Genomic DNA, 14,187 nt, shown 5'->3' with positions numbered 1-14,187 from the left:
CCGCTACCCCGACATAATAAAAATTTCCGATAACAAAAAGTGATATAAACTACGGGGTGTAGCGCAGTCCGGTTAGCGCACCTGCTTTGGGAGCAGGGGGTCGTGGGTTCGAATCCCGCTACCCCGACGAATAAAGAGATTTTATGAAAAGAAAGTCTCTTTTTCGTTTAATCTTTTTGTAACAAAGTTTGTCCTGATCGGAGCTTAAACTGATCATGATCGGTTAATCAACGAATCATGATCGGAGCTTGAACGTGTCATGATCGGTTCATCATCTTGTCATGATCCGTTTTATAACATATTAAAAGGAGTTATTTAAGGCATAATAAATTATTTTTATAGAATGTCATTTATTTTTTAAAAAAAGTTCTATTATTTAAAACAATATTTAAACCTGTTTTGTTTAGTGGATAGATGTAAATAGGAGAACTAACTCTTGGCAACATCTAAAACATAATCTTTTTTTAAGATGAAAGATAAATACAAAAATCTTTCTTTAAAGAAAGTTGACGAAGTTTATAAAGATGTCTTCATAGGAAGTCAAAAGCTACTTCGTCATCATGAAAATTATTCCGTTGTCACAATCAATGGTGGCACAAGTTCAGAACTCCAGATTCGTATGATGTTGGATTATATGAAGGAGCAAAACAGTGAAAAACGAGTTCGTCTGTTTGACATCTCCAAGAGTAGAGATTGTCAACTGTACGAGGAGGTTATCCTTAAATCCATTAATGTGCTTGATGAGGAGGCAAGACTTTGTGATTGCTTGATCTTCCTACACGACTATAATGGATACTCAATGAAGTATTATATGTGTAGGTTCACCAATGTACTCTTTGTCGATTGGGGCAGTCCCGATTCGCCGGAAGCACTTGAACCTGTAAAGTTGGCAGCAAAGATGCTTTCCATTTATCCTCATCTGCCGGCACAATCTGTCAAGTCAGCAATTCTAAATTCCATTGAGGTGTTTGAAGAGGGAGACTTACATCATCTAATTCACAATGATCGTTCACTGAGGGTTAATAAACTGTTATACTCTTCACCCAGGCGTGTGAACCTCACTGTAGAAGGTCGTAGAGAGCACCTTTGCAAAGATGACTTCATTATCAATTTCCCTGATTATGTACGTGTTGTCAGGATTACCATTACTGTAGTTACACTATGTACCAGGACAGTGTTGGGAGGTGATCCATATATAGACAACGAATGTGTAAGAGCAGTATTTCCTACACTAACATATTGCAGGCATTTTATTAAGAAGATAGATGAGTTTGGAAATCTTCAACGCATCATAATTGAGATAGATTTCGATATATACCGTGGTTTGCGTTATCGGCTTCCTATCATATTCAAGTCTTACGGTAATTCAGTTGTACCATATGACAAAGCAGGGGGTGAGCCTAAGTTTTATGCGAACATAATGGTTGAGATGGACGATTTTCCTGATTATAAATGTGAGCGTTTCTATCAGGATATGAAGAATCTTAACAATGTATGTGAATGACATTATTTAGAGTAGATAATACTCTATAACCTTTTTTATATTGGGTGAGTTGCATCACAGAAGTGCGACTCACTCTTTTTTAAACCTTTTACGAACATTTTCTCAGATTATTTGTTTATTTACCGAGTCGACTTATAAACAATTATTTAATTAAAATTGTTGAATATAGTTGAGTTCAGTTTTCACTTTATGCGTTTATAATTTTTCAGAAGTGGGATTTTTTACTATTTTTGGGAGAAATTTTGAGATCAAAGTAATTTTAAACGAAAAATGATGATAAATTTTAAAGAAATGATTATAAATATTAAAGAATAGAAAGAGATGTAGTAATTGATTAATTATTGTATCTCTTTGTTTTATAAAGAAGTATAAAGTTATATCAATACTACAATTGTTAATTTAGCAATTCTTGCTGTATGCTGTAATATGTCTTTTATAACTAAGAGCTTTTAAGATGATTAAAATATTTAATAGAATAGCGAATTTTTATTTTACCAAGAGTGCCCTTCCATATTGGATGGTGCTTCTGCTCGACTGTTTTATAGTTGTTGCATCCGGTATATTTGTCCATATTCTCAAGAACGGTTTATTACATACACTCAGCACACTGCCAAGTATAACCTTTGCGTGGTGCTGTTATCTCCTCTTCTTTTTAATAGGATTCCGATTAACCCACTCGTATAGCGGTGTTATACGATACTCTTCATTTGTAGATTTGGTAAGGGTTGCATTTGCAAATTTCATAGGAGTCTCACTTATATTTATAGCAAGACATCTCACCCCAATAGACAGTTACCTGGCAGGTATATCATGGTCAGAACTGGTAGGCGCCTTTATTATTACTACCGCATTAATGTGGACGGTACGTATTCTGGTAAAATATATCTGTGATGTTTTTTTCGTTGCCGATACCACTCAGAGAGTCTTTATCTATGGAGTCAAGAGTGGCGGTATAGCATTGGCAAAGGCATTGAGAACGCAGCAGTCTCAATATATAGTGTCAGGATTTGTATCCGATGATCCTAATGACACCAAACATCTTCTTATGGGTACCAAGGTATATTATAATGATGAGGACCTTGTGAGGAAGATGCGTCTAAAGAAGACACGAATACTTATGGTAAGTCCCCTTAAAACGGACGATTTGCGTGACAATCAGAAGATGATAGATATGCTATCGGAAGCAAGAGTAAAGATTATGCTCTTCGCACCTCATGAGTGGGATGGCAAGAGTGATATCCGTGACTCACAGCTTAAGGAGGTAGATATAGAGGATCTTCTTCCACGCAATCAGATAGAGGTAGACCTTGATGCAATAGGAAATGTACTTACTGGTAAGCGAATACTTATCACAGGAGCAGCAGGTTCTATCGGTTCCGAGATAGTTAAGCAGGTGGCAAGTTTCAATCCTGCACAACTTATACTTATAGATCAGGCAGAGACACCTCTGCATGATGTACGTCTCGGTATGGATAAAAAGTACCCTCACGTACCATGTGAAACTATAACTGCAAGTATCACTCACCCGAAGCATATGGAGACTATCTTCAAACGTTATTTACCTGAGTATATATTTCATGCAGCAGCCTATAAGCATGTGCCTATGATGGAGGATAACCCCGGTGAGGCTGTAATAAATAATATTAATGGGACAAAAATTATGGCTGATCTTGCAGTAAAATATGGAGCAAGGAAATTTGTCATGATCTCTACCGATAAAGCTGTCAACCCTACCAATGTGATGGGTTGTTCAAAGAGAATCTGTGAGATGTATTGTCAGTCACTCGATAAGGCCATAAAGGAGGCCACAATAAAGGGAACAACCCAGTTTGTTACCACCCGTTTCGGAAATGTTCTTGGTTCCAATGGCTCTGTAATACCAATATTCAAAAAGCAGATTAGGAGTGGCGGTCCCATAACAGTGACCCATCCCGAAATCATCAGATACTTTATGCTTATTCCCGAAGCATGTAAGCTTGTACTTCAGGCAGGTACTATGGGCAGTGGAGGAGAGATATATGTATTCGATATGGGCAAACCCGTTAAGATTGCCGATCTTGCAAAACGTATGATAGCCTTTCGGGAGCATCAGATATAGAGATAAAGTATACCGGCTTGCGTGATGGCGAGAAACTTTATGAAGAGTTGCTTAGCAATGATGAGAATACCAAGCACTCAGAGCATCCCAAGATTAAGCTTGCTACTGTACGTGAGTTAGGTTACAACGAGGTATGCTGTGATATTGATAACCTTATCGAGATAACCAGAGATGGTTATAACGATATGGAGATAGTAAGGCATATGAAGAGCCTTGTGCCTGAATTTAAGAGTAAACATAGTAAATATGAAGCTTTAGATAATTAGTATGAAAAATATAATCATTACAGGCGGAGCAGGTTTTATTGGTTCGCACGTAGTAAGTGATACGCATCATATTAAATAAAATACATATATATGTTCAACATAGATAAATTCATTGCTGATTCAGTCACTTCACGCCCCGTCAGCATGTTTGAAGCCGACATTCAGGCTAACAAAGAGAAACTCACCCAGGAGATTAGGGGTAAAAAAATATGTGTAATTGGTGGTGCCGGTTCTATTGGTTCTAGTTTCATTAAAGCAGTTCTGCGTTTCGGACCAAAGTCAGTTGTGGTTGTTGACCTCAACGAGAACGGACTTGCAGAACTCGTTCGTGACGTTCGTTCTACCGAAGGACTCTTTGTTCCAGACGAGTTCCGTTGCTACACTCTCAACTTTGCCGACCCTATCTTCGAACGCATCTTCCGCGAGGAGAAGGGCTTCGACATCGTTGCCAACTTCTCCGCTCATAAGCACGTACGTTCCGAGAAGGACAAGTACTCAGTTCAGGCGCTCATCGAGAACAACGATATCAAGGCAAAGAAGCTGATGGATCTTTTGACCGTCTATCCACCAAAGCACTTCTTCTGTGTATCCACTGACAAGGCTGCAAATCCTGTCAACATCATGGGTGCCAGCAAGCGCATTATGGAGGATCTCGTGATGGCATACAACATCCACTTCAAGGTCACAACCGCACGTTTCGCCAATGTCGCATTCTCAAACGGTTCCCTTCCTGACGGATGGATTCATCGCCTCCAGAAGAAACAACCACTTGCAGCTCCATCCGATGTGAAGCGATACTTCGTTTCTCCTGAAGAGTCCGGTCAGATATGTATGCTCGCTTGTATCCTCGGTAAGGCAGGTGAGGTATTCTTCCCTAAGTTGGGCGAAGACCAGATGCTCACTTTCTCTGCTATCTGTGATGATTTTGTGAAGGCAGAAGGACTCGAGAAGGTTGAGTGCGCAAACGATGCCGAAGCAAAGGCTAAATCAAACGCTATTTCATACGACTCAAAGGAATATCCTGTTGTTTACTTCAAGTCAGACACCACTGGTGAGAAGGCATACGAGGAGTTCTATGTTCCTGGTGAAAAAGTCAACATGGATCGCTTCATTGCACTCGGTGTGGTAGAGGAAACCACTCGCCGAAACATGACTGAGGTAAATGACTTCTTTACAGAACTCGAAGGTATCTTTTCATCACGTGAATTTACAAAGTCAGAAGTGGTTGACTCAATCAAACGCTTCATCCCTAATTTTGAACATGAAGAAAAAGGTCGTAATCTCGACCAGAAAATGTAATTAACAAGTTGACAATTAACACTTGACGTTTTATGGCAAACTATAAACAAACGATTGATTTCATCAAATCAGTATATGGAAATAAAGAATTCACTCCTCTTGCAGTCCCTTTATTCATTGGCAATGAGAAGACATATCTCAACGAATGTATCGATACTACCTTCGTTTCGTCGGTAGGTAAGTTCGTTAATTGCTTCGAGGAGGATATGGCCAAGTACACCGGAGCCAAGAAGGCTGTTGTGTGCGTATCGGGAACCAATGCCCTCCACATGTCGCTCATGCTTGCAGGTGTTGAGCGTGATGATGAGGTACTCACACAGGCACTCACCTTCATCGCAACATGCAATGCCCTTTCATACATTGGCGCACATCCTGTCTTCATCGATGTGGACAAGAGCACCATGGGCCTCTCTCCTGATGCTATGAAGGAATGGCTGCAGGCTAATGCGAGGTACGTGAAAACAAGACTACCTCAAACGCAAAAATCCTCACTCATACCGATTACTCCACTCCTCAATACCCATGTGAGCCTGACACCAAAGCTTGCTACAACAAGCGCACTGGTCGTCGCATTAAGGTTTGCGTTCCAATGCACACTTTCGGTCATCCTGTTCGCATCGAGGAACTGGCTGCTCTTTGTGAAGAGTGGCACATAGAACTCGTAGAGGATGCTGCAGAGTCAATCGGCTCAACCTACGAGGGCAAGCACACCGGTACATTCGGCAAGATTGGTGCTATCTCGTTCAACGGCAACAAGACCATCACCACTGGTGGTGGCGGTATGATGCTCTTCAACGATGAGGCATTGGGTGAATACGCAAAGCACATCACCACCCAGGCAAAGGTGCCTCACCGTTGGGAGTTCTGTCACGACCACATCGGCTACAACTACCGTATGCCTAACATCAATGCAGCCCTCGGTTGTGCTCAGCTCGAGAATCTCGACAAGTACATTGCCAGCAAGCGCAAGGTGGCTCAGGAGTACATCGAGTTCTTCAAGAATTTTGACGGCATCGACTTCTTTGTAGAACCCGTGAATACCTTCTCCAACTATTGGCTCTCAGCCGTTGTCTTGAAGGACAAAGAGGCTCAGCTCGAGTTCCTCCAACAGACCAACGACAATGGCGTCATGACCCGACCTATCTGGGAGCTCATGAACCGTCTGCCAATGTTCGAGAACTGCGAGAACGATGGCCTCAAGAACACCATCTGGTTCGCTGATCGTGTAGTTAATATCCCAAGTTCAGTAAGAGTAGAAGATCTCTAAGAATGAAACAATTCAAAGAGCTCAAACGTAATTTCAAAAAGAACGTTTCAGCACTCCCAACTCTAAAGGTTTCTCTCCTTGGCGATACCGCTACACAGTTCTTGGCGGTAGCCATCAAGGGTGAGGGCATTGATCGTGGGTACAACATCGACCTTTTCGAGGCAGAATACAATCAGGTGGAGCGTCAGGTGCTTGACCCCATAAGTGATTTATACGCACACGATGCGAAATATACCGTGGTGTTCCAGTCAACCCACAAGTTGCTGGAGCAGTACTCACTTATGCCTGTTTCCGAATGGAGCACGCTGGCTGATGAGCGCATCAACTTCATCCGAACAATCTGCGAGAATGTAGTTGGCAAAATCATTTACTACAACTATCCAGAGATTGAGGATACGGTATTCGCTCGTACGCCAATAAAGTAGTTTCAAGTTTCACGTTCCAAGTAAGAAAGTTGAATCTTGAGCTGATGAGCCTTGCCCAACAGTATTCGAACCTTTTCATCTGTGATATTGCAAGCATCCAAAACAAGTTCGGTCGCGACTTCATGTTTGACTCAACCGTCTATGTCAGCACCGAAATGATTCTTTCCATCGATGCCCTTCCATATGTTGCATTTCGCACGTTGGACATCATCTGCAGCATCGAAGGTAAGTTCAAAAAATGTCTTATTCTTGATCTTGACAATACCGTTTGGGGTGGTGTCGTTGGTGATGACGGATGGGAGAATATCCAAGTAGGTCATAGCCTCGGTATCGGTAAGGCTTTCTCTGAGTTTCAGCAATGGGTCAAGAAACTTAAGAATCGTGGAATCATCGTTTGCGTATGTTCCAAGAATGATGAGGATAAGGCGAAGGAACCATTTGTGAAGAATCCAGAGATGGTGCTAAAGTTGGATGATATATCAGTCTTTGTTGCTAACTGGGATAATAAGGCAGACAATATACGAAGCATTCAAAGTGTTCTTAACATAAGTTTCGATTCGATGGTATTTCTAGATGACAATCCATTCGAGCGCAATTTGGTTCGTGAGAACATACCAGAGATTTCTGTTCCTGAGTTACCAGTGGATCCTGGAGAATATCTTGAGTTCCTTTATACTCTAAATCTTTTCGAAACCGCATCCTATTCGTCAGCTGACAAGGATCGTACAAAACAGTATCAAGTAGAAGCTCAGCGAGCATCTACTTCTAAGAAGTTCACTAATGAGTCAGATTTTCTCAAGTCGTTAAATATGGGTTCTGAGGTCAGCGGTTTCACAAGTTTCAACACCCCTCGTGTGGCTCAGCTATCGCAGAGAAGTAATCAGTTCAACCTCCGTACCATTCGCTATACTGAAGATCAAATTATCGCCATCGAGAATGATCCGAATCAGAAAGGTTTTGCCTTCAGTCTTGAAGATAAGTTTGGAGACAATGGACTGATTGCTGTTGTAATTTTACAGAATCTTTCATCAATTAAAAATCATTCAGTATACTTCAGAAATATCACCAACCACGAACAAAATTTATTCATTGACTCTTGGTTTATGAGTTGTCGTGTACTTAAGAGAAGCATGGAAAATTTCACCTTAAACACAATTGTTGCATGGGCAAAAGAGAATGGATACAAGAAAATTATTGGTGAGTATCTCCCAACTCAGAAAAACGGAATGGTAGCAGAACACTATACTGGACTTGGATTCATCAAGTTGAAAGGTAGTGAATCTTCTTTGTTCGAATTAGATGTTGAAACATACTTGAATAGAGAATGTTTTATTAATGTAAAGTAATTATGGAGTTCGAAGAATTTGTAAGAAAGTCTCAAATGCTCGAAATGACCTATCATGTATCTAAGGAGGTATATGATGCTTTTCAAAAGTGCAGTTGCGACATGAATCCATTGCATACTAACAAGGAATTTGCCAACAAGAAAGGTTTTCCTGCATGTGTAATGTACGGCAATATCCTAAATGCTTTCGTATCTCACTTTGTTGGTATGGTGCTTCCTTCTACTAACGTAATGATTCAGACTCAGGATATTCAGTTTCGCAGACCTATTTATTTAGAAGATAAAATTACCATCAAGGCCATACCTGAAGATGTTAGTGAGGCTGTTGGTATAGTCAACTTTAAACTGAAATTCTATCGACTTGCAGAAAAAAAATCAGAACTTGTTGCAACGGGTCATGTGCAGATAGGAATGTTAAAAGATAAACGGTAAAAGCTATGAATATACTTATTACAGGAGGTACATCTGGCCTTGGTAAAGCAACTGTAGAGTTACTGCAGAAGGATGGCCACCAGATTTATTTCAGTTACCTTGCAAATGAGAAGTTTACTGCAGTCGCAAAGGAGCTAGAAGATACCTATTCTAACGTAAAAGGTGAACCTCTAAATTTTTGTGAGGATGATAGTGTAGATGCTTTTTGTAAGAAGATAACTGCTTGGAATATAGATGTATTAGTTAACTGTACTTATGTGGGGCGTCCTCAAACTACTTATTTCCATAAGATTGTTCCAGAGGATTTCTTAAAAGCTTTTCAGTTCAATATCATACCAACAGTCAAGATAACTCAGGCAAGTATCGATGTGATGAAGAAAAAGAAGTTTGGTAAGATCATTAATATCATTACAGAAGCTGTCATTGGTCTTCCACCTATGGGCTACACGCTTTATGCAGCAAACAAGGCCTATTTGATGGAGTTGTCATCTGTTTGGAATAAAGAATATACACGCTACAACATTACAAGTAATTGCATATTACCGGCATATATGCAAACTGCATTTGCTGAGGTTGACGAACGTATCCTTGATCAGATGATTAAGAATCATCCTCTCAAGAAGCTTCTTACTCCAGAAGAAGTAGCGAATAATATTAAGTTCTTTGTGGATGCTAGCCAACAGGTAAATGGCGTAAAACTGCAAATAAATGCAGGTACACTATTAATTTAATCTTATTCAATAATATAAAAAATTAAATGAAATGGATAAAAACGAAATTTTAGTAAAGGTTCAGGAAATTTTCCAAGACGTATTAGACAATGAAGAAATTATAATAAACAGAGAAGATTCAGCAGATGATATAGACGAATACGATTCATTATCGCATATTCAGTTAGTAGTTGCAATTGAAAAAGAGTTTGGTATCAAATTTTTGGCAAAAGATATAGTCTCTTGGGATAACTTTGGTGAAATGTTGGATTGTATTGAGAAGTATGTGAGATGAGTATTTATGATATTCATTTTTGCAGTCGAAAGGAATTATCTATACTTCAAAAATTTATTGATAAATTCTGGAAGAAGGATCATATTTTAAGCTATTCAAAAGAATTATTTGAATTCCAACATTTGAGGGATGGACAAGAGCATTATACATTTGTAATTGCAACAAACACCTTGACAGAAGAAATAGATGGAGTGTTTGGATATATAGAATCTCAAAAATATGATGAAACTAATACCATTCCAAATATTGGATGGGGGGCTGTATGGAAGGTAAGAGATGATATTAATAACAAGGAGATTGGTAAATTGGGATTAAAGATGCTTAAGTTCTTAATTAAAAATAGCCCAATAGAAACGTTTGCATCTCTTGGTATTAGTAAAACACATAAAGATATAGCATTATCTCTTAACTTTATAGTTAATGAATTAAATCACTACTACATTATCAATAATTGTGTTAATGATTATAAGATTGCACAGAATCCTCACCGAAGCAAACCTAATATAAAAAAAGACAAAGCTTATATCAGTGTCACAAATGATATTACAAATATCAATATAGAATCAAATTTAAATCGTTTTAAGAATGTTTCTTATTTTGTCAATAGGTACCAAAGGCATCCTTTCTTCCAATATGAATTTTGGGTAGTAAAAAATGATCAAAATCCCTTATTAATTTTTGCAGTTCGAAGAATTTTTGTAGGAGATAGTAATATATATAGAATTGTTGATATGATAGGCAATCTTCCATCTACAGTTTCATTGCTTGATGAAATTCAAAGAATCATACAATTAGGAAATGCTGAATACGTTGATTGTTTAAATTATGGCATATCTCCTGAGTTCTTCAAAATAAATGGTTTCGAACAAGTCCCATTTGATAACTCAACTGTAATCCCCGAGCATCTTGATCCCTTAGAACATAAATACATCCCGTTAGAGTTTGAATGTATGGATGATGTAAATGTTGTGATTTTTAAAGGAGATGGAGATCAAGACAGACCTAATAAAATATAAAGTTCATGAATAACAGCAAACTTACAGTGGTCATGTACCACTACGTGCGTGATCTTAAGAATTCACGTTATCCAAATATCAAAGGTCTTCAGATTGAACTCTTCCGTGAACAGGTTCAATTCCTGAAAAAGCATTATAATTTTGTAACAGTTGAGCAGGTTCTTGATGCATACCATAATGATAAAGCTAAAGACCTCCCTGACCATCCTGTTCTTCTCACTTTCGATGATGCATACAAAGATCATTTTGATTATGTATTCCCATATCTTGAGCACGAGAAGATTAAAGGCGCTTTCTATGCACCAGTTAAGGCAGTAACAGAGAATACCGTCCTTGATGTAAACAAGATTCATTTCATCCTTGCATCTACTCCAGACGAGAAACTTCCTCAACTGGTTAATGAACTCAAGCTCCAGTTGGACAACTACCGCAAGGATTGGAACCTCCAGTCTTTTGATTATTACTTCGATAAACTTGCTGTTGCAAACCGTTTTGATCCAAAGGAGGTAATTTTTGTAAAACGACTCCTTCAGGTTGAACTCGATGAAAGACTCCGCAAGATTATCACCGATGATATCTTCCAGAAGGTTGTTGGTATGGACGAGGGTATGTTCTCGTGCGAACTCTACATGTCAATGGATCAAATCAAATGTATGGTCGATAATGGCATGCACTTCGGTAGTCATGGATATGATCACTATTGGTTAAATTCATTAAGTAAAGAAAAGCAGGAGTTTGAGATCAAGAAGAGCATTGAGTTCATCAAGGAAGTAGGTGGAGATGTCAACAACTGGACGATCTGCTACCCATATAGTGCTCATGACGATAAGACTATTGAAGTTTTAAAAGAGAATGGTTGCAAGCTAGGTATGACTACTATCGTAGATACTGCAGACCTCTCAAATAAGGAGGGTGATGTAATCTTCAAACTACCTCGACTTGACACAAATGATCTTCCAAAGGATGCAAATGCTCCTGTAAATAAATGGTATTAATAATATTAATAATAGGTCATGGATATCAATATATTATTCTTAGGTGGAGCAAAACGCGTTTCGGTTGCCAATCATTTCAAGCGTACCGCTGAGAGATGGGGCATCGTGTAAACGTTTTCTCCTATGAGCTAGACGAGAAGGTTCCTATTGCATGTGTAGGTTCTGTTATTATTGGCAAGAAGTGGAAGGATAAGGATCTTTTGGCTGACCTTAAGGCAAACATTGAAAAGTACATAGAGAGCAAGCGAAAAGTTGCTGTTGAATATGAGGCATACTTCAAGAATGTATTAGATATCGAGTTCTTCGTAGATTCACAGGACACCTTCTCTAACTACTGGCTCAATGCAGTTATCCTCAAGGATAAAGATGCTCAGCTAGACTTCCTCCAGCAAACAAATGACAATGGCGTCATGACACGTCCTATTTGGGAGCTCATGAACCGTCTGCCAATGTTCGAGAACTGCGAGAACGATGGCCTCAAGAATACCATATGGTTCGCCGATTGTGTAGTCAATATTCCAAGTTCTGTACGTCCTTCTGATTTATCACAGGAATAATGAGGCCCTTAATACTTATTGGTGGTGGCGGTCACTGCAAGTCAGTGATTGAGGTGGCCGAGAGTGCTGGCTACAGCATCCTTGGCATTCTTGATATGCTTGAGGATGTGGGCAATGAAGTGCTCCCTGGTCATAAGATCATTGGTACTGATGATGACATTCCTGCTTATGTTTATAAAGCAGAATTCGTAATTACTATTGGCTTCATTAAGAACCCGACCATCCGTATAAAGTTATTCAATAAGGTGAAAGAGGCTGGTGGCAAGTTGGCAACTGTTGTTGCTTCAACTGCATACGTTTCTAAATATGCAACAATAGGTGAGGGCACAGTTGTCATGCATAATGCATTCGTTAATGCTGGTGCACAAATTGGTAACAATGTTATCATCAACACCTTTGTAAACATTGAACATGATGCATATATTAGTGACCAATGTCACATTTCTACGGGCACTATGGTCAATGGAGACTGCAAGATTGGTGAGCGAGTATTCATTGGTAGTCAATCAGTATTGGCCAATTGCATTTCTATAGGTGAAGATATTGTTGTAGGTTCAGGTTCTGTTGTTAGAAAATCAATATCTGAAAAAGGTATTTATGCAGGCAATCCTGCTATCATTAAAGTAAGAGCGAAATAATGGCACATATATTAATCATAGCTGAAGCAGGTGTCAACCACAATGGTTCTATGGAGATTGCCAAGAAATTGGTGGATGTTGCTGTAGAGGCTGGTGCTGACATAATAAAGTTTCAGACATTCAAGGCTGATAAATTGGTTTCTAGGGGTGCTAAGAAGGCCGAATATCAGACGCAGAATATTGGAGATGGTAATGAGTCACAATATGATATGCTCAAGAAATTGGAGCTCTCTCATGAGGATCATCAAGAACTTATTGCTTACTGTAAAGAGAAAGGTATTCGTTTCTGGTCAACTGCTTTTGATTTAGAAAGCATTGGTTATCTGCATTCATTGGGGTTGAACCTCTGGAAGATACCTTCAGGCGAAATCACCAACTACCCTTTTATTCGTAAGATTGCAAAATATAAGGAAAATATTATTATGTCAACAGGTATGAGCGTTGCGCAGGATATTCAGAATGCTATTAATGTATTGAACGAATATGGCGTAAGCAAAGAGCAGATCACAATTCTTCATTGTAACACACAATACCCAACACCTTTTGAGGATGTAAATCTCAGAGCAATGTTGACCATCAAGAACAATTTTGAAGTAAATGTAGGATATTCAGATCATACTTGTGGAATCGAAGTTCCTATTGCGTCTGTTGCCCTTGGAGCAACAGTTATAGAGAAACACTTTACTCTCAATCGCAATCTTCCAGGACCTGATCATAAGGCTTCACTTGAGCCTGCAGAATTGAAGGCTATGGTTAGCGCTATTCGTAATATCGAAATGGCTTTGGGAAATGGTGAGAAGAAAGTTACATTATCTGAATATGCAAATATTGCTGTTGCTCGCAAAAGTATAGTAGCTGCTTGTATTATCAAAAAAGGTGAATTGCTTACAGAAGAAAACATAACCGTAAAGCGTCCTGGTACAGGTATTTCTCCAATGCGTTGGAATGAGGTTATCGGTACAAGAGCTAATAAAGATTATTCAGCTAATGTGAACTTCCGCATAACAGCCTGATACTGAGTGTAAAACGAAAACACCGTTTCCAGAGTTATCAGACATTCATCAGACATCCGGGAAATTAAGCCTTTCTGGCTCATTTCTATACAAAGGTAGTACTTTTTACCCAAATACGCAAGGGCTTTAAGATTCTTTATCCCAAGAGAGTAAACAAGTGTTAATTTCGGAGATGGTTTGGATGAAGGCTACAGGGATGATGACGGAGGCGAAGAGGAAAAATGACGAAAAAACACATCCAGACGTGTAAAGGTAAAATCCGAGAGAAACTGAAAAGCCTGCTGTTTAATGAGAAAACACAAATAAACGTTTTGAAAGATTCTTTAA

At 39.1% G+C, this 14,187-nt stretch carries 10 protein-coding genes, 1 tRNA gene and 4 pseudogenes; all 15 read left to right on the top strand.

The window, feature by feature from the left end:
• Positions 1-52 precede the first annotated feature (52 nt).
• The 15 genes and pseudogenes from JCM15092_RS04380 to neuB all read left to right on the top strand — a co-directional run bounded on the left by JCM15092_RS04380 (position 53) and on the right by neuB (position 13,860).
• A tRNA-Pro gene (locus tag JCM15092_RS04380) sits at positions 53-127 on the top strand.
• 342 nt (positions 128-469) lie between these two features.
• On the top strand, positions 470-1,504 hold the full coding sequence (locus tag JCM15092_RS04375) for a hypothetical protein (protein WP_024993598.1): 1,035 nt from the start codon (positions 470-472) through the stop codon (positions 1,502-1,504).
• 454 nt (positions 1,505-1,958) lie between these two features.
• A pseudogene (locus tag JCM15092_RS14910) lies at positions 1,959-3,868 on the top strand (polysaccharide biosynthesis protein).
• A 90-nt stretch (positions 3,869-3,958) separates the two neighbouring features.
• Positions 3,959-5,167 (top strand): polysaccharide biosynthesis protein, encoded by a 1,209-nt coding sequence (locus JCM15092_RS04365; protein WP_024993597.1) that lies wholly within the window; start codon positions 3,959-3,961, stop codon positions 5,165-5,167.
• 32 nt (positions 5,168-5,199) lie between these two features.
• A pseudogene (locus JCM15092_RS14905) lies at positions 5,200-6,434 on the top strand (LegC family aminotransferase).
• A 2-nt stretch (positions 6,435-6,436) separates the two neighbouring features.
• Positions 6,437-7,014, top strand: a pseudogene (locus JCM15092_RS17445) (HAD-IIIC family phosphatase); the annotation flags it as partial.
• Entirely contained in the window at positions 7,015-8,205 is a 1,191-nt protein-coding gene (locus JCM15092_RS16510; RefSeq protein ID WP_369384646.1) for an HAD-IIIC family phosphatase, read from the top strand.
• 2 nt (positions 8,206-8,207) lie between these two features.
• The gene (locus tag JCM15092_RS04350; protein ID WP_024993596.1) at positions 8,208-8,636 is read left to right on the top strand and encodes a MaoC/PaaZ C-terminal domain-containing protein; all 429 of its coding nucleotides are present in this window, start codon (positions 8,208-8,210) and stop codon (positions 8,634-8,636) included.
• A gap of 5 nt (positions 8,637-8,641) precedes the next feature.
• On the top strand, positions 8,642-9,367 hold the full coding sequence (locus tag JCM15092_RS04345; RefSeq protein ID WP_024993595.1) for an SDR family NAD(P)-dependent oxidoreductase: 726 nt from the start codon (positions 8,642-8,644) through the stop codon (positions 9,365-9,367).
• 31 nt (positions 9,368-9,398) lie between these two features.
• Entirely contained in the window at positions 9,399-9,641 is a 243-nt protein-coding gene (locus JCM15092_RS04340) for an acyl carrier protein (RefSeq protein ID WP_024993594.1), read from the top strand.
• On the top strand, positions 9,638-10,657 hold the full coding sequence (locus tag JCM15092_RS04335; RefSeq protein WP_024993593.1) for a hypothetical protein: 1,020 nt from the start codon (positions 9,638-9,640) through the stop codon (positions 10,655-10,657). Before JCM15092_RS04340 ends, JCM15092_RS04335 begins: the two co-directional genes overlap by 4 nt.
• A 5-nt stretch (positions 10,658-10,662) precedes the next feature.
• Positions 10,663-11,652, top strand: coding sequence for a polysaccharide deacetylase family protein (locus JCM15092_RS04330; protein WP_024993592.1), 990 nt, complete (start codon positions 10,663-10,665; stop codon positions 11,650-11,652).
• Between the two features lie 218 nt (positions 11,653-11,870).
• Positions 11,871-12,209 (top strand): annotated as a pseudogene (locus JCM15092_RS04325) (DegT/DnrJ/EryC1/StrS family aminotransferase); the annotation flags it as partial.
• A complete protein-coding gene (locus JCM15092_RS04320) occupies positions 12,209-12,847 on the top strand; it encodes an acetyltransferase (protein WP_024993590.1) in 639 nt (212 codons plus the stop codon). The pseudogene JCM15092_RS04325 and the gene JCM15092_RS04320, both read left to right, overlap by 1 nt.
• On the top strand, positions 12,847-13,860 hold the full coding sequence (gene neuB / locus JCM15092_RS04315; RefSeq protein ID WP_024993589.1) for an N-acetylneuraminate synthase: 1,014 nt from the start codon (positions 12,847-12,849) through the stop codon (positions 13,858-13,860). The genes JCM15092_RS04320 and neuB overlap by 1 nt, the downstream gene beginning before the upstream one ends.
• Positions 13,861-14,187: the final 327 nt, after the last annotated feature.

Origin of the sequence: Phocaeicola paurosaccharolyticus JCM 15092, assembly GCF_000613805.1 — a bacterium.
GTDB classification, from domain to species: Bacteria; Bacteroidota; Bacteroidia; order Bacteroidales; family Bacteroidaceae; genus Phocaeicola; species Phocaeicola paurosaccharolyticus.
The sequence above is the reverse complement of the archived record's forward strand: the minus strand, read 5'-3'. Positions and strand labels throughout refer to the sequence as shown.

Bases quoted from the DNA above. Each gene is read 5' to 3' on its own strand.
- JCM15092_RS04375 (WP_024993598.1), top strand. From the start codon at position 470: ATGAAAGATAAATACAAAAATCTTTCTTTAAAGAAAGTTGACGAAGTT.
- JCM15092_RS04365 (WP_024993597.1), top strand. From the start codon at position 3,959: ATGTTCAACATAGATAAATTCATTGCTGATTCAGTCACTTCACGCCCC.
- JCM15092_RS16510 (WP_369384646.1), top strand. From the start codon at position 7,015: ATGATTCTTTCCATCGATGCCCTTCCATATGTTGCATTTCGCACGTTG.
- JCM15092_RS04350 (WP_024993596.1), top strand. From the start codon at position 8,208: ATGGAGTTCGAAGAATTTGTAAGAAAGTCTCAAATGCTCGAAATGACC.
- JCM15092_RS04345 (WP_024993595.1), top strand. From the start codon at position 8,642: ATGAATATACTTATTACAGGAGGTACATCTGGCCTTGGTAAAGCAACT.
- JCM15092_RS04340 (WP_024993594.1), top strand. From the start codon at position 9,399: ATGGATAAAAACGAAATTTTAGTAAAGGTTCAGGAAATTTTCCAAGAC.
- JCM15092_RS04335 (WP_024993593.1), top strand. From the start codon at position 9,638: ATGAGTATTTATGATATTCATTTTTGCAGTCGAAAGGAATTATCTATA.
- JCM15092_RS04330 (WP_024993592.1), top strand. From the start codon at position 10,663: ATGAATAACAGCAAACTTACAGTGGTCATGTACCACTACGTGCGTGAT.
- JCM15092_RS04320 (WP_024993590.1), top strand. From the start codon at position 12,209: ATGAGGCCCTTAATACTTATTGGTGGTGGCGGTCACTGCAAGTCAGTG.
- neuB (WP_024993589.1), top strand. From the start codon at position 12,847: ATGGCACATATATTAATCATAGCTGAAGCAGGTGTCAACCACAATGGT.